Source organism: Roseivirga pacifica, assembly GCF_900111145.1.
GTDB lineage: Bacteria > Bacteroidota > Bacteroidia > Cytophagales > Cyclobacteriaceae > Roseivirga > Roseivirga pacifica.
Genome location: NZ_FOIR01000001.1, coordinates 1,728,497 through 1,746,981 on the forward strand (window position 1 = coordinate 1,728,497; position 18,485 = coordinate 1,746,981).

Here is an 18,485-nt window from a genome sequence, read left to right on the forward strand (position 1 = left end):
TGGCTAAAGCAAATATCCATTGTAATTGTTTGGTCTTGTTACCGAAAGTTTAATTCAGTGCGCCTTTAATGAATTCGGAAAGATCTTCTTTTACTTTGATTAATGAGGCCATATCCGTGTACATCATGTGGCCAGCCTCATAGTACTTCATTGTAATGTTGTCTTTTACAGCTTTTGGTAAACCGAGATGATTTAAAGAATGCTCCACACCATAAAATACTGTGGCAATATCCAAATAGCCGTTTAGAACCAACATCTTCATATTCGGGTCTTTTGTTAACGCTTCGGCCATATCTGGTCCGGTGTTAATAGCTGCCATGCTTCCGCCCCAGCCACCATTGCCTGCATGCGACCAATCCCAGTTAAAGCCGGGTCTGCGGCCAGCAGTAATGGTGTACATTTGATTTTTGCTCACCCCAAGGTCGTTATGTAGGTAGTGCAAAAAGCCTTGAATATAAGCGGGTGAAATGGCCGAACTCTGCGGGTCGTAGGCTCCGTTTTGTGCAATGCCATCAAAGCTGTGGCCTATGTATCTAGAATCTAAGCGGCCAACGATCTTATCTTCATCTCTTAAAAATTCTGCAAAGAATTCGCTTGCCGTGACTTTTAAGTCGGCTTTCAACCAATAGTCGGCTTTAGTGCCTGTGTAGTTGGCTAGTTTTGTTGCCATGGCTTGTTTGTCAGCACCGCTTATTTGGTCTCCTTTAAACAAGGCCGGCATATATTCTTCTTCAGTAAAAGTTCTTATTTCCTGTACAAAAGAGTCCATGTTATTCCAATTGCCTTGCACTTTTTTATGGTAGAAGGCGGTAGCAGCATAAGTAGGGAAGTTTACAATATAAGGAATGTCATCATCTGGAGGGAACATCAATGTTCTTAGGTCGAAAACTGCCGAAACCATGATGACGCCATTCATAGCTACTCCTTGGTTTAGCAGCCTATTCATTACGGTAGCATTTCTAAAAGTCCCATAGCTTTCTCCCAGTAAAAACTTAGGGGAATTCATTCGGCCTTCATTTATTAAGTATTGAGTAATAAAAAGCGCAATACTTCTACTATCCTGATCAACACCCCAAAAGTCTTTGAATTCTGCCTCCCCGGCAGGAACACTCAAGCCAGTACCCACAGGGTCGATCATAACCAAGTCTGCTATGTCGAGAATTGAATAGTCGTTATTTACTATCTGGTAAGGGGCTGCTTTGTTAAAGTTAGGGTCGTCAACGGCAATGCGCTTTGGTCCTAAAAGCCCCATATGCAACCAAAATGATGAAGAGCCAGGGCCACCATTATAAGCAAACATGATTGGTCGGTCGCTAGCACCTCCTTCTTTAGTATAGCTTGTAAAGCCAAAGTGCGCGATTACTTCGTTGTTTTCATTGCGGAGCGGCATGGTGCCAGCTTTGGCGGTGTAATTGATGGTTTCTCCATCGATTTTTACAGCGCCTGAAGAGCTAACGGGAGGAGTTGGCCGCTCTATTGGCTTAGGGCTTGTTTCTTGTGCATATGTCTGATGAAAAATGACAAATGCGAAAAGGAAGAGTATTCTTTTAAGCATAATAGTTAAGGTTGAATTGTGATAACCTTAAGCTAATCAAAAGATTATAAAAGTAGAAGGGGCTTTTTTCTAATGGGGTGACAGATTGGCCTTAATTAATTTTATTATCTATCAGTTCTATTAATGTTTCTGCTTTACTCTTTAGACTATCGTATTTTGAAAGATACGGCTCGTTTAGGTCTGCAGCACGCTGCATAATGGCAATAATGTTGGCGTTGTTAAAGGCTATTTCAACAGCTTTCTGTTCTTGCCGAGTTAGAGAAGTTCGTCCGCTTTGAAGTCCTTCGGATGCCGAAAAGAAGTTTCTCAGGTCATCTGAGTCGATATTGTAAATCCTATACTCCATGTTCTCCACAAAGTTGTTAAAGCTTATTTCTTGCTCGTGAATGTCGTTAAAGAGTTGGTAATATTCTAAAAGAGAACTTTCAATTTCTGTTCCTTGCAGGTTGCTAAAGTAGCCCGAGTTTTTGAGTGCTTCAAATCCTGTCATGTCTAGCCTTAGGTAGCTTTCTCCTAAGATGCTGCTGGTTTCGGTGAATACTTCTAAAGACACAGAGTCTTTTAAAAACAGCTCCATATGGCGCTGGCCATTTTTAGCAATTTGTCTTCTGAAGTTGCCGTAAACTTCAATGGCAACCACATCTGATTGCAGGTTTTTGGAGATGGTAGAAAGGTAACCTGCCAGTTGTCTATTTTCCTTTCTGTTGTCGTTCCAGTTTTGAAAGGCAATGGCTAGGCTTATGCCGATAAAAATGAGAATGATTTCGCCAATGGCGTAGCGCCAATTAAGTTTCAGTTTGCGTGTTGACATTTGTGCTTTGGTTGAAGAGCATTCTAAACTAAAACTTTTCTGCTTAAGTGCTTAGAAATTAGATAATCAAAACTTAATACGCTGATTAGAATTGAGGTTTTTGAGAAAACTAAATTTACCATACATCAACCTTAACTATGAAAAAGCTACTTTCCATCGCCTTACTTATTGCCACTTTTACGGCAATTGGGCAGCAGGCTACCGTAAAAATTGAGTCTATTACTGGTCCCAAGCCGTACACTAGCCTCGACCTAAACAACAATCCCAAAAATTTTCAATTTGCCATTGTAACCGACAGAACGGGAGGGCACAGACCGGGTGTATTTTTAGATGGTGTGAAGAAACTCAATCTGCTTCAGCCAGAATTTGTAATGAGTGTGGGCGACTTGATTGAGGGCTATACCACTAATGAGGAAAGGCTGGATAGAGAATGGGAAGAGTTCAATGGATTCATTGATCAGTTGCAAATGCCATTCTTTTATGTGCCGGGCAATCACGATATCACCAATAAGGTGATGGAGGATAAGTGGAAGGAATTGTATGGCAAAACATATTACTCGTTTGTTTACCAAGATGTACTTTTTATGTGCTTGAATTCGGAGGATAATTACCGAGGGTCGGGCAGGGGAACGATAGGCAAAGAGCAATATGATTGGATAAAAAAGACTTTGGCCGAAAACCAAGATGTAAAATGGACGATGTTCTTTTTACATCAGCCGCTTTGGGCGCAAGAGGCCGAAACGCTTATGTGGCCTGAAGTTGAAAAACTTCTAGTAGACAGAGAACACACTGTTTATGCCGGGCACCGCCATGCTTATGTGCAGTATGAGCGCAATAATGGTAAATATTACATATTGGCTACCACCGGTGGCGGTAGTTCTTTGCGAGGTCCGGAGTTAGGAGAGTTCGATCATGTGGTTTGGATTACCATGACAGACGAGGGGCCAATTATGGCGAACCTTCAATTGGAAGGAATTTGGAGGGAAGACATGGTAACGGATGAGAGCAAAGCTTTTTTCAGCCCAATGGTAAGTAACAGCCCGCTAAAAATTAGCCCTGTATTGATTGATGGTGGCGAATTTAAAAATGCTGTATTAAAATTGAAGCTGACCAACGACAGCAATGTGCCAATGACGGCCGACTTGTCTTTCGATTATAACCCTAATTTACTTCCCACATGGGGCAAGCGTAGCATAGAGGTGGCACCCAACTCAGTCGAACTGATAGACGTTGAATTGGAGTCTTTTAAAACCGATTTGGTAGCCGAGTTTAACAATCTTACTCTTAAAGGGAACTTTGTTTACAAGCCGAGTAATTCACCAGAAGTAAAGGCTGATTTCAATTATGGTATTCGCCCTGAAAGTTGGTCTGCTATTGCCTCCAAAACGATTCAAGTTGATGGCGACTTGAGTGACTGGGGAAAGCTGAGCAAACAGTCGGGAGTTGGGAAATCAATCAAGACTGATCCGTTTTCACATCAAGGTAGTAAGGATGCTGCCTTTCAATTTGATGTGGCTTATGACAAGGACTATGTGTACCTGGCTGCCAATGTGCAGGATGATGATATTGATGGTGTGCGAAGTGTAAATCCTGCACGCCAAGATGGCTTTCATTTCATTTTAGATGCCAAGGGCATGGATAGCGCACAGGCTACTTGGGGCGCTTTGGCTATAAGCACAAGTCCATTGAGCAACGGTAAATTGAACAATGAAGTATTTAGAGCTAACCGCTTACCGGAAGGCACCAAAGTAGTAACTAAACCAGCCAATAATGGCTATACTGTTGAAGTTGCGATTCCAATAAGCTATGTGATGGAACAACAGGGGGCTAATTGGAAGTACCTGCGCATTAATGCTTATCAGACCGATTTTGACAAAGATAAAATGCATGAGACGACCATTTATTGGAGGCCGCTTTGGAATAGTGCAGAGAGCTTTGTTGGCTCAGGCATGTTTAAAAAATAAAGGATTTGAAAGTTGATTGGAAGATTTGAGTAGTGTCTACTATATGCTCAAATCTTCTAATCGATTCGCCTTCAAACAAAACTATTCATTCCTGAGTATTTCGCTCGGGTTAGCATTGCTGGTTTTCCAGGTTTGACTGGTAACCAAAGCAATAATAAGTAGGGCGAAACTGATAAACGCTGCCAGTAAATGATAGAATTGAACTTGCAATGGCACAGTGAAATCGGGCTTTAACTCATTAAAAATATAGTAGGCTAGGGGGCAGGCAATTAAACCTGCAATAAGCAGTTGCACATATGTTCCCTTCAGTAACAAGCTGGTGATTTGCTTAAAGCTGGCGCCAAGCACCTTCCTAATCCCGATTTCTTTTTCCTTTGTTTGTGCACTGTACATCGCCATGCCGATTTGCCCCATTAAGGTGATAGCGATAATGGCAGAAAAGATAAAGATGAATGAACGGACAATGCTTCTAAATTGTCTCAGGCGATTGTAAAGGATATCATCTAAGAAGAGCGGAAAGAATGATTCTTCAGGGAAGCTATTTTGGAACATGGCTTCAATTTCCGAGAGGGTGTTTTTAAAACTGGTGTTATTTAGCTTTATCAATAAGGTCGAATACCTGTGAGCGTTGTAGACCAAAATTGCAGAAGGCCTAGTTTCACTAATTGGGTCGCCTAAGTTTAGATTGTCAATTGTTCCAAAAACAGGAAAAAAGTCTGTGCCAATAGAATAGCTTCCTTCTCTATAGTTTTTTAACGAATCGCTTATTTGTTCTTCGAACGCCTTGTTGACAAGAAAGTATGCTTTTTCATTTTTGTAGTCATTACCGCTGTGCCATTCTATCTGGTCTTTGAAAATGCTAATAATACCGCTATCAGCTTGTAATATCCTTACAGACTCAAACTTTTCTTTGTTCTCTAAGTGATGCTTTTCTAATCGATAGGAAGGCGCATCTGTTCCAAATGGAACTTGACTAAGGCTGGTTACAGATTCTACTCCTGAAATTTTGTTAAGGTTGTGATGGAAAACTATACCGAGTGAGTCTGATGATGGTTGTTCTATGGCTACAATGTTTTCACCTGTGAACGGAGACTTCTGTTTGTTGATCAAATGAGCTTGATTAAGCAAGATAAAGCCTAGTGTAAAAACCAATAGGCTCAGTGATACTTGAAACACAATGAGGCCTTTCTTTAAGGTTTGTAAAGAAAGTTTACGCTGCGATACGTTTGTTTTAAATAGGCCAAGCACAGATATTCGAGAGAAGAATAGGCCTGGAATAAGCCCAGAAATAAACGCTACGCCTAAAGCGAAACCAAAGAAAATAGCTACTTGACCAAAGCTTAAGGTCGTTTGAAAAGTGAAATCAGAAAAAGAAGCGAAACTTGGTGCGAGTAGCCAAAATATCAACAAGCCAAAGACAAAACCGAATAGGGTGAGCAAAGTGGTTTCTATCAAAAATTGAATGATAAGCTGGGTTCTTTTACTACCCATTACCTTTCTTACGCCAACTTCTTTAGTGCGAGAAAGTGCGCCTGCCATGGCGAGGTTGGTGTAGTTAAATGCTGCGATGGCCAGCAAAACCACGATCAGTATTTTCGCAGCTTTCTGCGCGTTGCTGTTTAAGAGTACGGCATTGTTAAAGCTGGCGTCTGATTGGGCAAGCGAGGTTAATGGCTCTAGCACAAAATCATAAGTAGCGTTTTGCTTGTTACCTTTCAGTTCCTCATTTACTTCGGCTGCCATGCTGTGAAGTTTTTCACTCACCAACTCGTGAGAAGTATTCGGCTGTAATTTGATGTATAGTTGCTGAAAATAGTACGAATTCCAGCTAGTATAATAACTAGACGCAGTGTGGTCTTTGTATTGGCTGTTCAGGATTTCGAAGTCGATGTGAGAAACTTTGGATGGGTCTTCAATCACTCCGCTGATAATGTACTTCCCAAGTTTTTTCCCGATGACTGTTTCTGGGGTGAAATACTTGTCCATCATTGACTTGGTAATGATAATGTTACTTGGGTTGGCGAATAGGTCATTCACATTGCCAAGTATCATTTCGTAATCAAAGACTTTAAAAAAGTCTTCGTTCACTTTGTCTACTTTAAACGTTACGCGCTGCCCTTTCAGCAAGTAGGCACTCATAGGTTCTCCCTGCATTTGAATCAAACCCAGTGACTCAATTTCAGGCAAAGTGGTCTCAAGTTTATTGGCTAGCGGGATTTGAGATTTGGCGCTAAGGTTTGGCCCAAATTGATCGTTTATCTTTAGTGATACGCGATAAATACGCTCCTTATCAGTGAATTTTTGATCAAGCTGATGATTAGAGTAAATGGCGTTAATGCAGAAAAGACAAACAGCCAAGGCAGCGGCAAATCCCAACACATTAAGTATGCTGTAAGCAAAGTGTTTCTTTAGGTTTCTAAAGCTGACTTTGAAGTAATGGAAAATAAAGGCTTGACTGATCATGTGCGGAAGTTTTGTTTTTTTAGTTACCGAAGGCCTGATCATGCGAAGCACCTCTTTCCGATAAATGGACCGGGCTTTTTTTGCTCCTCTGGTATTGGTGTTGTTTATGTATGCTTCTTCTAAGTCGCCCTGTAGTTCTTCATAAAGGCTATCGTTGCAGAACCATTTAAAGAGTTTACTCCAGAATCGTGGTGTTTGATTGCTTTCCATTAGCCCTGAACTTTTTGAAGTGCCACTTTCGGAACGCTGCTCCACAAATCTTCTCTTAAAGTTTTGGCCTCTTCCAGCGCACTTTTACCCAAGTTGGTTACTTGGTAAAACCGCTTTCTTCTACCGCCACGCTCGGCAGTTGCACCACCATATTCCGATTGGATGAAGCCTTTTTCTTCAAGCCTTGTGAGTGCCGTGTGTAATGCACCGCGGCTTACAGCTCTACCAGTGCGTTCACCAATCTCTTCTTGAATGGAAACGCCATAGGCATTTTCGTCCAGCACTAAAATTGTGAGCAAGACTATCTCCTGAAATTCACCGAGGTATGTACCCTTCATTTTATTTAGTTCTTAAATGAAGACTAAATATAGAATATTAAATTCTTAAATGAAGAGGTAATAGGGAAATATTGACTTTAAGTGTTTTAGGAGGAGGGCGGAATAGCAAGGCGGCTTGAAAAGGGAATGTTCATTTTCAAGCCGCCTGGTTGATAAATCAAAAAGAGTTATTCGCTGCGTAGCGTTTGTGCAGGGTTAGCTTTGGCTGCCTTCCATGTTTGACTGCCTATGGTTACAAATCCGATGGCAAAAATGATGACTACACCTACTGAGAGTTCTAGTACGCCAATAGGCGCCCTGTAAGCTTGGTTTACAAGAATTACCGCATCGAATAGGAAGTAAGTTATGGGAAGTGCAATGGCTGCGGCAAGCAATAGCAGCAGCATAAAACTTTTTGAAAGTAGTTTTACCAAACTACCTTCTGTAGCGCCCAGTACCTTGCGAATGCTAATTTCCTTTAGCCTTGTTTCAGCTGTATATACACCCATGCCTAGCAAACCAAGCGATGCAATACATATGGTTAAGAAGGCCAAAAAACCAATGATGGTGGTCAGCGTTGAAAACTCTTGGTAGGCGCGTTCAATATTGTCTTTGTAAAATGAACCGTTAAATTCGTGAACGCTATCAAAGGCGTCCCATTCGGCTTTAATCTTATCCCTGGTAACAATTATGTCGTTCGAAGAAAGCTTTAGGCTCAATACATAAGTGTCACTTAAGTTGTGCCTAAAGGCAAAGGGTTCAATTTTCGATAGTATTGTTTGATTGTTAAAGTCTTCAACAACACCAATAATCATTAAGTCTTGGTCGTCAAACTCCACAATTTTACCAATGGCTTCGTCAGGCGTGCCAAGGTTATACTTCTTAAGAGCTGTTTCGTTTAGTATAATGCTCTCTTCTTTTTCTACAGCGCTTTTTTCTGGAAAATTGCTGCCTGCCAATAGGCGGTGCTCCATCATCGGAATATACTTATGGTCTATAGAGGAGTAATATACTGTGCCCGAATCGAGCTTGTCTTCGCTAAACATTTGCGTGCCATAAGTACTGCCAACACTCAATACGTGTGAGGTTCTTGAAATCTCTTGAACCTCTGGTATGCGTTTAAAGATAGCTTCTATGTCTGCTGCATCGTTGCCCTCAAGTTGCACATTTAGCACGTTTTCTGTAGTAAAGCCAAGGTCGTAATTCATGGCGTACTTAAACTGTTTGTTCGCAATAGAGGCCGCAATAATGAACATTAGCGATAAGGTGAACTGAACAACGAGTAGCGATTTTCTTAGCGTTATCCTTGAAAAGAGTTTAGTGTTAGAATCGGTTTTGAGTACGGTTATGGCTTTCAGTTTGGAAAGAAACATGGCTGGTAAAAAACCGGCTACCAAACCCACAATTAGGGCAAATAGCAAGAAGTAAACGAGTTGACTCGCGTTGGTTTCAAGTTTTACAATTTCCTGAATATTAGGATTTACGGTTAAAAACAGGGGCTTTAGTAGGAAAAACAGGAAATAGGAAATGATTAAAGAACCGATAGATATAATGCAGGCTTCTACAATAAACTGATTGAATACTTGACCCTTTTTGGCACCTACAACCTTTCTAATGCCTACTTCTTTTGATCTCCTGAGCGATCGGGCAATGGAAAGGTTGGTGTAATTAAAAGCAGCTGAAAGAATTACAATGAATGAGAGGCCGGCAAGAATCAAAAGTACCTCTCTGCCCATACTACTCCCAATTTGGTTGGAGATGTTAGAAGGGCCGGTCATTATGTTGGTAATGGGCTGAATAGTAGTGGTGATGGTGGTGTGTTCCATCTTTTCGTTTTCCTCGTCACAGATTATGTCGAGCCGTGCCTGAATATCGCTAATGGCGGCTCCCTGCTCTGGGCGGAAGTAGATATAGTACATCCACATGCTGCTAAAGTTTAGCCAATTGGAGTCTTCATACTCTTCGTTCATTCGTTTTTCATGCGTAGCCATGGATACCAATGCCTGAAACTTCATGTGTGAGTTGAATGGAGGCTTTTCCACTACGCCTGTAACTTTAAAATCTTCCTTACCAAGCTTCAGCACTTGGTCTAAGGGGTCTAATCCTTTAAAAAGCTTTTCTGCTGTTTCATCGGTAATTACTATGCTGTTGGGCTCTAAAAGCGCAGTAGATTTGTTACCTCTTATTAAAGAGAAGGTCAGCACATCAAAGAAACCCTCATCTGCATATATGGCCGAAATGGGGAAGGTGTTTTCGCCCACCGTGGCATCTCCACCTGCATTGCGTCTCAATAGGGTAATTGCACCTATTCCCGGCACATCCTCTTTCATGCGTTTGCCCAAGTACAGCGAGGTGGAGGCAAAGCGATTTGGCTCACTTTCCATGTACTGTTGAAAATTGTTGATCCTGTACAGGTTATTAACATCTTGGTGAAAGCGGTCGTAGTCCGATATTTCGGTGTAAATAGAGATCATAAGCAGGCATACTGACATGCTTACGGCCAAGCCAAAAACGTTAATGGCAGAGAATAGCTTGTTCCTAGCTATGCTCCTTAGCGATGTTTTGAAGTAATTTTTAAACATGATGAATTGAGTTAATTGATCTAGTATTTCGAGTTTTTTAATGGTATAGGGTTTGAAGAACTTCAATACATTGACCGTGTAATTGATTCTTGCTCTTCGTTTACCCTTTTCTTTTAAGTCACGTTCAAAGTATTCATATAAGTCACCCTGCAGATCCTCCAAGAGGCTCGGCTTGCAGTACCATTCGAGTAATCGATTGGCCCATTTGGGTGGTTGAATACTTTTATTGTTCATATAAAGTTGAGTTTGAATTCAGGAATTACGCTCCAAAGCTGGTCGCGCTGTTCCTTTATTTTTGTTAGGGCTACTTTTCCGGCATGCGTTACCGTGAAGAAGCGTTTTCTGCGACCGCCTCTTTCGGATGTAGGCTCGCCTAGGTGAGAATTAACAAAGCCTTTTTTCTCAAGTCGATTCAATACAGCGTGTACCACACTAAGTTTTACCTCGCGCCCCGATACCTTTTCAATCTCATCGCAAATAGAAACGCTATAAGCTTCTTCCATTAGGGCTGCAATGGTTAGCAGTACCAATTCTTCAAACTCTCCAAGGTTCGTTCCTTTCATATTATTTTATTTATTCATTAAATGTATAAAAAATAAATATGGCTAAAATCAATTTTATACAAATAGTGAATATATGCTTGATTCAATCTTCACCTTGCATAGGTAAGGATCATCTTTGCTTTGTAAAAGCCTAGTGTACTGAGTTGTAAATTACTGGTGCTGAGTTGGCCAGTTGGTGCCCCGAACCTTTGGCTATGCAGCCTGTTTTCAGTTACGTATAAAATTTATAACTTTGTCGTATAACTTTAAAGCTATGGATGCAAAGGTTACCCTCAGTTTCGATCAAGAAGTAATTTCGTCAGCAAAGGCATTTGCAGAACAGCATAATATTAGCCTTTCGCGCCTTACAGAATACCTCTATCGTCAAATAACTTCCAATAGCTACAATTCGCTGGAAGACTTTCCGATTGCAGATTGGGTAAATGCAGTTGCCGAGGGGCAGGCCGAGTACCATACCAAACCCCGTAAAATCTCCAAGGCAGATTTTTATGAAAAGAAGTAATGGTTAGCGCTTTCGTTGACGCCAATGTGATTGTATCGGTACTCAATAAGGAGTATCCGCTGTTTACTTATTCTTCAAGGGTACTTTCTTCAGGCGCTTTGAAAGGGGTTGAGCTTTATACCAGCCCACTCTGTTTGGCCATAGGGTTTTACTTTGCCTCAAAGAAATCGGGGCGAAAGATGGCCAAAAAGAAGCTAGCGATTTTGAGCGAGCACATTACTGTTGCATCCATTGATACCGCTGCAATTCATAAAGCTATGAGAAACCTTAAAGTAGAAGATGTGGAGGATGGATTTCAATATTATGCAGCTGTTGAAGCTGGCTGTAGCTGTATTGTCACAGAAAACGGAGGTGATTTTTACTTTTCGGAGATGCCTGTGCTTTCTTCGGAAGAGTTTCTAAAGACCTATATCTTTAAATAAAAAAAGCACTCGATTGAGTGCTTTTTAGTTGTTGATTTGAGGTTGCCGTTTACACGGTCATAATTTCTTTTTCCTTGTGCTCTAGAAGGTCGTCCATTTTTTTGGTGAACTTATCAGTGAGCTGCTGCACATCGTCTTCAGCACCTTTTACCATATCTTCAGAAACTCCATCTTTCAAAAGCTTCTTCAGCTCGTCATTGGCTTCTTTTCGTGCATTTCTTACAGAAACTTTGCCGTTTTCGGTTACCGCTTTGGCTTGCTTAGTAAGCTGAACCCTGCGCTCCTCAGTAAGCTGTGGCACGTTTATAATAATGCTTTCACCATCATTTTGTGGGTTAAAGCCTAGGTCACTGTTAATTATGGCCTTTTCAATTTCTGATATGATGCTTTTCTCCCATGGTTTAACAAATAGGGTACGCGCATCCGGAGTAGTTACAGAAGCTACTTGGTTAATTGGAGTAGGAGTGCCGTAATATTCAACCATTAGTCCATCGAGCATGCTTGGCATGGCTTTACCTGCTCTAATTTTTGCTAAATCGGTTTTGGCATGATCCACTGCCTTTTCCATCATTTCTTTGGCAGTATCCAAATATAATTCTATCTCTTCCATGATTAATTAGCTGATTAAAGTTCCCAATTTTTCTCCAGAAACCAATTTCTGAAGGTTGCCCTTTTTATTCATATCAAAAACAATGATTGGAACATTGTTTTCATGGCAAAGTGTAAAGGCTGTCATATCCATAATATTGTAGCCTTGCTTAATCACTTCGTCAAAGGTCAGGTTATCAAATTTAGTTGCGTTAGGATCTTTTTCTGGGTCTGCTGTATATACTCCGTCTACACGTGTACCTTTCAAAACCACATCGGCCTCTACTTCAATGGCCCTTAAGCTGGCCGTAGAGTCGGTAGTGAAGTATGGGTTACCAATACCTGCTCCAAAAATAACAACGCGCCCCTTTTCTAGGTGACGCACGGCTCTTCTTCTAATAAATGGTTCGCAAACAGCTTCCATTTTAATACCCGACATTAAGCGGGTATACATGCCGTGCTTTTCCAGTGTACTCTGAATGGCCATGGCATTAATTACAGTGGCTAGCATGCCCATGTAATCGCCCTGTACGCGGTCAATACCAGATTTTTCGGCCTGAACACCCCTGTAAATATTTCCACCACCAATTACTATAGCTACTTCTATGCCTTGGTCGTGTATTTGTTTTATGTCTTTAGCGTATTGTTCTAGTCTTGCAGAATCAATTCCATAATTCTGCTCGCCCATTAGTGCTTCACCGCTAAGTTTTAAGAGTATTCTCTTATATGCCATTTCCTCTCCCTCGATTAAAATTTTATCAGAATGCTATTTTTTTCTACACTTTGCCCTTTCTCTACTTCAATAGAAGAAATGGTTCCGCTGCCCGGAGATTTTAAAACGTTCTCCATTTTCATCGCTTCCAGAATCATAACTTGGTCGCCTTTGTTAATTTCTTGACCAGGCTCAACCAAAATATCTAGAATCAACCCAGGCATTGGTGCTTTTATGTCTTTTAATGTTTGTTCTTGCAAGTGCGACATGCCAAGCTTTTCTAGTAGCAAGTCCGTGTCGTCTTTTAAGCTAATTGGGTAGCGGCCTCTACCTACCTGAATAATGAATTTTTTCTTGGCTTCATCCACTTCCAATATCTCTGCCTTTACAGTCGTTCCATCCTTAGTGAATTGATAATGACCGTATTGGTTTTTGCTAATCTGAAAGTCGAGTGACTGTCCGTTAAAAAGTAACTGATTATTGGAAAACTCAAGTGTGGCTTCTTTGCCGTCTTTTGTCTTAGAAGTATACATATGTTGTATAAGGAGTTGCTTTAGGTTTTAAGATTAAACTTGTGCAATGCTGTAAAGACAACCACGCAAATATAGATAACTATTTGAAAATTGGGGGGAGTAAATGTTGAACTCTTTTTTAGAAGATTTTTTTTGAAGAAAATCGATGTTTATTCAGCGTAAAGCCCGATAATTGCACCGGTAACAAAAAGCAACGATCTTTTTTTTCTAAATGTTTGAATAAAATAAAAAAGGGTCTAATTTTGCAGTCCCTTTTGCAGAGAGGGGCACTTGAAAAGTTCATTTACATACTGAGAAATCAACTGGGGGGATACCAAAGCGGCCAACTGGGACGGACTGTAAATCCGTTGTCTTATGACTTCGAAGGTTCGAATCCTTCTCCCCCCACATTGTGCTCTTAAGCTTTAGCAAAGAGCACACTTCATTAGAGTTTTGATATTGAAGAACAAGTTCTTCTACGCAAGGCTTCGATGAACAAGCGGGTGTAGCTCAGTTGGTAGAGCGACAGCCTTCCAAGCTGTAGGTCGCAGGTTCGAACCCAGTCACCCGCTCAATCCTTTGAGTTGAAAGTTCAAGGTTTTGAGTTTCGGTTTTTAAGAACTTAATAACGAGAGACTTTAAGCTTAAAACAGAAAAGCCGATGTAGCTCAGGGGTAGAGTACTTCCTTGGTAAGGAAGGGGTCACGGGTTCAAATCCCGTCATTGGCTCAATGGTCCTTAGGGGCTGTGTATGTTGAATTATTTGTGCGATCAGGACTTAATACTGAAAGGATTGGGTTTTGTATCGCATTACGGTATAATAAGAGTGTTTGCTCTTAAATAGAAATTAAAATTTACAATTAATATTAACTAATTTACAATCATGGCTAAAGAAACCTTTGACCGTTCCAAGCCGCACGTTAATATTGGTACTATCGGTCACGTTGACCACGGTAAGACCACTTTAACTGCAGCGATTACTACAGTTCTTGCAAAAGCTGGTTTTGCTGAACTAAGAGACTTCTCTTCTATTGACAACGCTCCTGAAGAGAAAGAAAGAGGTATCACTATCAATACTTCGCACGTTGAATATCAAACTGCAAACAGACACTATGCTCACGTTGACTGTCCAGGTCACGCTGACTACGTAAAGAACATGGTTACTGGTGCTGCCCAGATGGACGGTGCTATCCTTGTGGTTGCAGCTACTGATGGACCAATGCCTCAAACAAGAGAGCACATCCTTTTGGCTCGCCAGGTAGGTGTTCCTGCTCTTGTTGTGTTCATGAACAAAGTTGACTTGGTTGATGACGAAGAGCTTCTTGAGCTAGTTGAAATGGAAGTAAGAGAATTGCTTTCTTTCTACGAATTCCCAGGTGATGACATTCCTGTAATTCAGGGTTCTGCTCTTGGTGGATTGAACGGTGATGACAAGTGGGTAGGTAAGATCGAAGAGCTTATGGCTGCTGTTGATGATTACATTCCGCTTCCAGAGCGTTTGACTGACAAAGACTTCTTGATGCCTGTTGAGGACGTATTCTCGATCACTGGTCGTGGTACTGTAGCTACTGGTAGAATCGAAAGAGGTGTAATCAACTCTGGTGATCCTGTAGATATCATCGGTATGGGTGCAGAAGGCCTTAAGTCTACTATCACTGGTGTAGAGATGTTCCGTAAGATTTTGGATAGAGGTGAGGCTGGTGACAACGTAGGTCTATTGCTTAGAGGTATCGAGAAAACTGATATCAAAAGAGGTATGATCATCTGTAAGCCAGGTTCTGTAACTCCTCACGCTCACTTCAAAGCAGAGGTTTACGTTCTTTCTAAAGAAGAAGGTGGTCGTCACACTCCTTTCTTTAACAAGTACCGTCCTCAGTTCTACTTAAGAACAACTGACGTAACTGGTGAGATCAAACTTCCTGCAGATATCGAAATGGTAATGCCAGGTGATAACGTAACTATCGAAGTTAACTTGATCAACCCTGTTGCTCTTGAAAAAGGACTTCGTTTCGCTATCAGAGAAGGTGGTAGAACAGTAGGTGCCGGTCAGGTAACTGAGATTCTAGACTAATCCTTCTAAGGAATAGAAATAAATAATTCCAAACGCGTTCTCGATTTTTCGGGAGCGCGTTTGTTTCATTAATAATATTTCTCTACATTTGCAGCCCGTTTGTGGTTGCTGTAGTGTGGCAAGTGTCTTTTTCAAACTGAAAAAGACGTTTAAAACGGGAGCTGGCAAAGGCTGGTAATCGTAAAATTTTTAGTGAATATACATACACGGGTGTAGCTCAGCTGGTAGAGCATTGGTCTCCAAAACCAAGGGTCGTGAGTTCGAATCTTACCGCCCGTGCAAATAGAAGTAAAAACCTATGAGTAAGTTGAAGTCTTTTATCGTTTCGTCTGCAGATGAGATGAGACATAAAGTAAGCTGGCCGAAATATTCGGATCTTCAGAGTAGTTCAGTATTGGTGCTAGTAGCCTCTTTGATCTTTGCACTGTTGATTGGTGTAATTGATTTGGGCTTCGACAATGTCATGGATTTGTTTTACAACCTATAAGAAATTAAGCGCTTAGAATATGTCTGAACTTAAATGGTATATGGTAAGGGCCGTTTCTGGTCAGGAGAGAAAAGCCAAGGAGTATTTAGAAAACGAGGTCGAAAGAGAGCAATTTTCTAGCCACATTCCACAGGTTTTAATCCCATCAGAAAAAGTGTACGAAATCCGCAACGGTAAAAAGCGTTCAAGAGATCGTAACATGTTCCCTGGTTATGTTATGGTTCAGGCTGATTTGAGCAACGGTGAAGTAGTTCACCTAATTAAAAATATTCCCGGTATTATAGGGTTTTTAGGTCAAAAGGCTGGCGATGCTTCCACTCCGCCAGTTCCATTACGTCAAGGCGAAGTCGATCGTATTTTAGGTAAGGTCGAGGAGATTGATGATTTTGACGAGCAACTAGATAGTCCATATATAGTCGGAGAGACCGTTAAAGTAATGGACGGTCCTTTCAGTGGGTTTACGGGTACGATTGAGGAAGTATTTGAAGAGCGTAGAAAACTTAACGTTATGGTTAAAATCTTCGGTCGAAATACTCCTGTGGAATTAAGTTACATGCAAGTAGAAAAACAAGATTAAGATGGCTAAGGAAATTTCTGGTTATCTGAAGTTGCAAGTAAAGGGAGGCCAAGCCAACCCTTCTCCACCGGTAGGTCCAGCACTTGGTGCTAAAGGACTTAACATTATGGAGTTCTGTAAGCAATTCAATGCACGTAGTCAGGATAAAATGGGTCAGGTTCTTCCTGTACTCGTTACTATCTATTCTGATAAGTCATTTGACTTTGTTATCAAAACTCCTCCTGCTCCGGTAATGCTTTTAGAAGCATCGAAGAAGAAAAAGGGGTCACCTGAGCCTAACCGTAACAAGGTAGGTAGTGTAACTTGGGATCAAGTCAAGGAAATTGCTGAAGTGAAAATGCCAGACTTGAATGCATTCACAGTAGAATCTGCTATGAAAATGGTAGCAGGTACTGCACGTAGTATGGGTTTAAGAGTGACTGGTACAGCACCTTGGGAAAACTAAAGATTTGACAGATGGCAAAGTTGACAAAGAAGCAAAAAGAAGCTTTAACTAAATATGATCCTGCCAAGCAGTACGCGTTGAATGAAGCTGCTAGTATTGTTAAGGAAATTAACAGCGCTAGTTTTGATGCTTCAGTAGATATTGACGTTCGTCTTGGAGTGGATCCTCGAAAAGCAGACCAAATGGTAAGAGGCGTTGTTGCCCTTCCACACGGTACTGGTAAAGAGGTAAAAGTATTAGTACTTTGTACTCCTGATAAGGAGCAAGAAGCCAAAGATGCTGGGGCAGATTACGTAGGTCTAGATGACTACATCACTAAGATTGAAGGTGGTTGGACAGATATTGACGTAATCATTACAATGCCAACAGTAATGGCTAAAGTAGGGCGTTTAGGTAGAGTATTAGGGCCAAGAGGTCTTATGCCAAACCCTAAAGCAGGAACTGTGACTTTAGAAGTAGGTAAAGCGGTTACCGATGTAAAAGGCGGTAAGATAGATTTTAAAGTAGATAAGTTTGGTATTATTCATACTAGCATTGGTAAGTCATCTTTCTCTCCAGAGAAGATTGCTGAGAATGCTGCTGAAGTAATCCTAACAATCTCTAAACTGAAGCCAGCTTCAGCTAAGGGAACTTACTTTAAGAGCATCAACCTATCGACTACACAAAGTCCAGGTATTAAAATTGATAAAAACTCTATTTCCGGATTGTAATCATGACTAGAGAAGAAAAAGCAATTGTTATAGACGAATTGTACGCTAAGTTCTCTTCGAACGATAATTTCTACATTACTGATGCTTCTGGAATGTCGGTAGCTCAAACAAATGCTCTTAGAAGATTATGTTTTGAGAAGGGAATCGAGTACAAAGTAGTTAAGAATACACTTATTCAAAAGGCGTTGGAGAAAATGGATACCGACTACGCCCCATTTGATGAGAGTGTTTTGAGAGGATTCTCAGGTGTTATGTTCTCTGGTGAGAACGCTAACCTTCCTGCGAAAACAATCAAAGAATTCCGTAAGAAATCAGGTAGTAAATCTCCGGTATTGAAAGGTGCTTCCATCGATACTGATCTTTTTATCGGAGAAGAGAATTTAGATATGTTAAGCTCACTTAAATCTAAGGCAGAGCTTATCGGTGAGGTAATTACATTGCTTCAATCTCCTGCTAAAAACGTTATCTCTGGCCTTAAAGGTTCTGGAGGTAAATTGGCAGGAATTCTTAAGACGTTATCTGAACGCGAAAACTAATATTAAAACAAGATTTAAAAACTTTATAACAAATAATCAAAATGGCAGACTTGAAAGAATTTGCAGAGCAGTTAGTTAACTTGACTGTAAAAGAAGTAAATGAGTTAGCTGACATCCTTAAAGATGAGTACGGTATTGAGCCAGCTGCAGCTGCAGTAGCAGTAGCAGGTCCAGCAGCAGGTGGTGCTGATGGCGAAGGCGGTGCTGAGGAAAAATCAGAATTCGATGTTGTACTTAAGGCAGCTGGTTCTTCTAAACTAGCAGTGGTAAAACTAGTTAAAGAATTAACTGGTCTAGGTCTTAAAGAAGCTAAAGAAATCGTAGATAGCGCTCCTAAAGCTATAAAAGAAGGTGTTGCTAAAGACGAAGCAGAAGCGTTGAAAAAGCAACTTGAAGAAGCTGGCGCTGAAGTAGAGCTTAAGTAATTTGTTTAGCCATAGTTCTTATGGCATTTAGGA

The 18,485-nt window shown here is 41.0% G+C and carries 19 protein-coding genes and 4 tRNA genes; 14 read left to right on the forward strand and 9 right to left on the reverse strand.

Annotated features, from left to right (window positions below; translation table 11 throughout):
* Positions 1-49 precede the first annotated feature (49 nt).
* Together BMW98_RS07690 and BMW98_RS07695 are read right to left on the reverse strand one after the other, a co-directional pair.
* Positions 50-1,555: a S10 family peptidase gene (locus BMW98_RS07690; RefSeq protein WP_090257923.1), complete on the reverse strand. Its 1,506-nt coding sequence runs from the start codon at positions 1,553-1,555 to the stop codon at positions 50-52.
* Positions 1,556-1,646: 91 nt separating this feature from the next.
* Entirely contained in the window at positions 1,647-2,366 is a 720-nt protein-coding gene (locus BMW98_RS07695) for a hypothetical protein (RefSeq protein ID WP_090257924.1), read from the reverse strand.
* A 137-nt stretch (positions 2,367-2,503) separates the two neighbouring features.
* Here BMW98_RS07695 and BMW98_RS07700 point away from each other — a divergent pair, with 137 nt between their 5' ends.
* Positions 2,504-4,330 (forward strand): metallophosphoesterase, encoded by a 1,827-nt coding sequence (locus tag BMW98_RS07700; protein ID WP_090257925.1) that lies wholly within the window; start codon positions 2,504-2,506, stop codon positions 4,328-4,330.
* 81 nt (positions 4,331-4,411) lie between these two features.
* On the opposite strand, the gene BMW98_RS07705 is transcribed toward BMW98_RS07700, so the two are convergent.
* The 4 genes from BMW98_RS07705 to BMW98_RS07720 all read right to left on the reverse strand — a co-directional run bounded on the left by BMW98_RS07705 (position 4,412) and on the right by BMW98_RS07720 (position 10,465).
* Positions 4,412-7,003, reverse strand: coding sequence for an FtsX-like permease family protein (locus BMW98_RS07705; protein ID WP_090257926.1), 2,592 nt, complete (start codon positions 7,001-7,003; stop codon positions 4,412-4,414).
* A complete protein-coding gene (locus BMW98_RS07710) occupies positions 7,003-7,341 on the reverse strand; it encodes a PadR family transcriptional regulator (RefSeq protein ID WP_090257927.1) in 339 nt (112 codons plus the stop codon). The genes BMW98_RS07705 and BMW98_RS07710 overlap by 1 nt, the downstream gene beginning before the upstream one ends.
* A 167-nt stretch (positions 7,342-7,508) precedes the next feature.
* Positions 7,509-10,136, reverse strand: coding sequence for an ABC transporter permease (locus BMW98_RS07715; protein ID WP_090257928.1), 2,628 nt, complete (start codon positions 10,134-10,136; stop codon positions 7,509-7,511).
* Entirely contained in the window at positions 10,133-10,465 is a 333-nt protein-coding gene (locus BMW98_RS07720; protein WP_090257929.1) for a PadR family transcriptional regulator, read from the reverse strand. Before BMW98_RS07720 ends, BMW98_RS07715 begins: the two co-directional genes overlap by 4 nt.
* Before the next feature lie 253 nt (positions 10,466-10,718).
* On the opposite strand from BMW98_RS07720, the gene BMW98_RS07725 reads away from it, so the two are divergent.
* Positions 10,719-10,967: a DUF6364 family protein gene (locus tag BMW98_RS07725; RefSeq protein ID WP_090257930.1), complete on the forward strand. Its 249-nt coding sequence runs from the start codon at positions 10,719-10,721 to the stop codon at positions 10,965-10,967.
* Positions 10,967-11,389, forward strand: coding sequence for a type II toxin-antitoxin system VapC family toxin (locus tag BMW98_RS07730; RefSeq protein WP_090257931.1), 423 nt, complete (start codon positions 10,967-10,969; stop codon positions 11,387-11,389). The genes BMW98_RS07725 and BMW98_RS07730 overlap by 1 nt, the downstream gene beginning before the upstream one ends.
* 49 nt (positions 11,390-11,438) lie before the next feature.
* Here the strand turns inward: BMW98_RS07730 and frr are convergent, their stop codons facing one another.
* From frr to BMW98_RS07745, 3 genes are read right to left on the reverse strand one after another with little or no spacing between them, the layout of a single operon-like run.
* The gene (gene frr, locus BMW98_RS07735; protein WP_090257932.1) at positions 11,439-11,999 is read right to left on the reverse strand and encodes a ribosome recycling factor; all 561 of its coding nucleotides are present in this window, start codon (positions 11,997-11,999) and stop codon (positions 11,439-11,441) included.
* A gap of 6 nt (positions 12,000-12,005) precedes the next feature.
* Entirely contained in the window at positions 12,006-12,710 is a 705-nt protein-coding gene (gene pyrH, locus BMW98_RS07740; protein ID WP_090257933.1) for a UMP kinase, read from the reverse strand.
* Positions 12,711-12,724: 14 nt separating this feature from the next.
* Positions 12,725-13,222 (reverse strand): acyl-CoA carboxylase biotin carboxyl carrier protein subunit, encoded by a 498-nt coding sequence (locus tag BMW98_RS07745; RefSeq protein WP_090257934.1) that lies wholly within the window; start codon positions 13,220-13,222, stop codon positions 12,725-12,727.
* Between the two features lie 304 nt (positions 13,223-13,526).
* On the opposite strand from BMW98_RS07745, the gene BMW98_RS07750 reads away from it, so the two are divergent.
* The 11 genes from BMW98_RS07750 (at position 13,527) to rplL (ending at position 18,452) form a co-directional block, all read left to right on the forward strand.
* A tRNA-Tyr gene (locus BMW98_RS07750) sits at positions 13,527-13,609 on the forward strand.
* A gap of 91 nt (positions 13,610-13,700) precedes the next feature.
* Positions 13,701-13,773: transfer RNA gene (locus BMW98_RS07755), tRNA-Gly, on the forward strand.
* 85 nt (positions 13,774-13,858) lie between these two features.
* Positions 13,859-13,930, forward strand: a tRNA-Thr gene (locus BMW98_RS07760).
* 154 nt (positions 13,931-14,084) lie between these two features.
* Positions 14,085-15,272: an elongation factor Tu gene (tuf, locus tag BMW98_RS07765; protein ID WP_090257935.1), complete on the forward strand. Its 1,188-nt coding sequence runs from the start codon at positions 14,085-14,087 to the stop codon at positions 15,270-15,272.
* Between the two features lie 206 nt (positions 15,273-15,478).
* A tRNA-Trp gene (locus BMW98_RS07770) sits at positions 15,479-15,551 on the forward strand.
* Positions 15,552-15,570: 19 nt separating this feature from the next.
* The gene (gene secE / locus BMW98_RS07775) at positions 15,571-15,759 is read left to right on the forward strand and encodes a preprotein translocase subunit SecE (protein WP_090257936.1); all 189 of its coding nucleotides are present in this window, start codon (positions 15,571-15,573) and stop codon (positions 15,757-15,759) included.
* Positions 15,760-15,778: 19 nt separating this feature from the next.
* Complete coding sequence (gene nusG / locus BMW98_RS07780) at positions 15,779-16,336, forward strand: transcription termination/antitermination protein NusG (RefSeq protein ID WP_090257937.1); 558 nt, start codon at positions 15,779-15,781, stop codon at positions 16,334-16,336.
* Between the two features lies 1 nt (position 16,337).
* Positions 16,338-16,781, forward strand: a complete 444-nt coding sequence (gene rplK / locus BMW98_RS07785; RefSeq protein WP_090257938.1) for a 50S ribosomal protein L11 — start codon at positions 16,338-16,340, stop codon at positions 16,779-16,781.
* An 11-nt stretch (positions 16,782-16,792) separates the two neighbouring features.
* The gene (gene rplA / locus BMW98_RS07790; RefSeq protein ID WP_090257939.1) at positions 16,793-17,491 is read left to right on the forward strand and encodes a 50S ribosomal protein L1; all 699 of its coding nucleotides are present in this window, start codon (positions 16,793-16,795) and stop codon (positions 17,489-17,491) included.
* A gap of 2 nt (positions 17,492-17,493) precedes the next feature.
* On the forward strand, positions 17,494-18,027 hold the full coding sequence (gene rplJ / locus BMW98_RS07795) for a 50S ribosomal protein L10 (RefSeq protein WP_090257940.1): 534 nt from the start codon (positions 17,494-17,496) through the stop codon (positions 18,025-18,027).
* A 41-nt stretch (positions 18,028-18,068) separates the two neighbouring features.
* On the forward strand, positions 18,069-18,452 hold the full coding sequence (gene rplL / locus BMW98_RS07800; RefSeq protein WP_090257941.1) for a 50S ribosomal protein L7/L12: 384 nt from the start codon (positions 18,069-18,071) through the stop codon (positions 18,450-18,452).
* The last annotated feature ends 33 nt before the right edge of the window (positions 18,453-18,485 follow it).

Excerpts from the sequence above, each read along its gene's own strand:
- BMW98_RS07690 (WP_090257923.1), bottom strand. The coding sequence starts at position 1,555 with ATGCTTAAAAGAATACTCTTCCTTTTCGCATTTGTCATTTTTCATCAG.
- BMW98_RS07695 (WP_090257924.1), bottom strand. The coding sequence starts at position 2,366 with ATGTCAACACGCAAACTGAAACTTAATTGGCGCTACGCCATTGGCGAA.
- BMW98_RS07700 (WP_090257925.1), top strand. The coding sequence starts at position 2,504 with ATGAAAAAGCTACTTTCCATCGCCTTACTTATTGCCACTTTTACGGCA.
- BMW98_RS07705 (WP_090257926.1), bottom strand. The coding sequence starts at position 7,003 with ATGGAAAGCAATCAAACACCACGATTCTGGAGTAAACTCTTTAAATGG.
- BMW98_RS07710 (WP_090257927.1), bottom strand. The coding sequence starts at position 7,341 with ATGAAGGGTACATACCTCGGTGAATTTCAGGAGATAGTCTTGCTCACA.
- BMW98_RS07715 (WP_090257928.1), bottom strand. The coding sequence starts at position 10,136 with ATGAACAATAAAAGTATTCAACCACCCAAATGGGCCAATCGATTACTC.
- BMW98_RS07720 (WP_090257929.1), bottom strand. The coding sequence starts at position 10,465 with ATGAAAGGAACGAACCTTGGAGAGTTTGAAGAATTGGTACTGCTAACC.
- BMW98_RS07725 (WP_090257930.1), top strand. The coding sequence starts at position 10,719 with ATGGATGCAAAGGTTACCCTCAGTTTCGATCAAGAAGTAATTTCGTCA.
- BMW98_RS07730 (WP_090257931.1), top strand. The coding sequence starts at position 10,967 with ATGGTTAGCGCTTTCGTTGACGCCAATGTGATTGTATCGGTACTCAAT.
- frr (WP_090257932.1), bottom strand. The coding sequence starts at position 11,999 with ATGGAAGAGATAGAATTATATTTGGATACTGCCAAAGAAATGATGGAA.
- pyrH (WP_090257933.1), bottom strand. The coding sequence starts at position 12,710 with ATGGCATATAAGAGAATACTCTTAAAACTTAGCGGTGAAGCACTAATG.
- BMW98_RS07745 (WP_090257934.1), bottom strand. The coding sequence starts at position 13,222 with ATGTATACTTCTAAGACAAAAGACGGCAAAGAAGCCACACTTGAGTTT.
- tuf (WP_090257935.1), top strand. The coding sequence starts at position 14,085 with ATGGCTAAAGAAACCTTTGACCGTTCCAAGCCGCACGTTAATATTGGT.
- secE (WP_090257936.1), top strand. The coding sequence starts at position 15,571 with ATGAGTAAGTTGAAGTCTTTTATCGTTTCGTCTGCAGATGAGATGAGA.
- nusG (WP_090257937.1), top strand. The coding sequence starts at position 15,779 with ATGTCTGAACTTAAATGGTATATGGTAAGGGCCGTTTCTGGTCAGGAG.
- rplK (WP_090257938.1), top strand. The coding sequence starts at position 16,338 with ATGGCTAAGGAAATTTCTGGTTATCTGAAGTTGCAAGTAAAGGGAGGC.
- rplA (WP_090257939.1), top strand. The coding sequence starts at position 16,793 with ATGGCAAAGTTGACAAAGAAGCAAAAAGAAGCTTTAACTAAATATGAT.
- rplJ (WP_090257940.1), top strand. The coding sequence starts at position 17,494 with ATGACTAGAGAAGAAAAAGCAATTGTTATAGACGAATTGTACGCTAAG.
- rplL (WP_090257941.1), top strand. The coding sequence starts at position 18,069 with ATGGCAGACTTGAAAGAATTTGCAGAGCAGTTAGTTAACTTGACTGTA.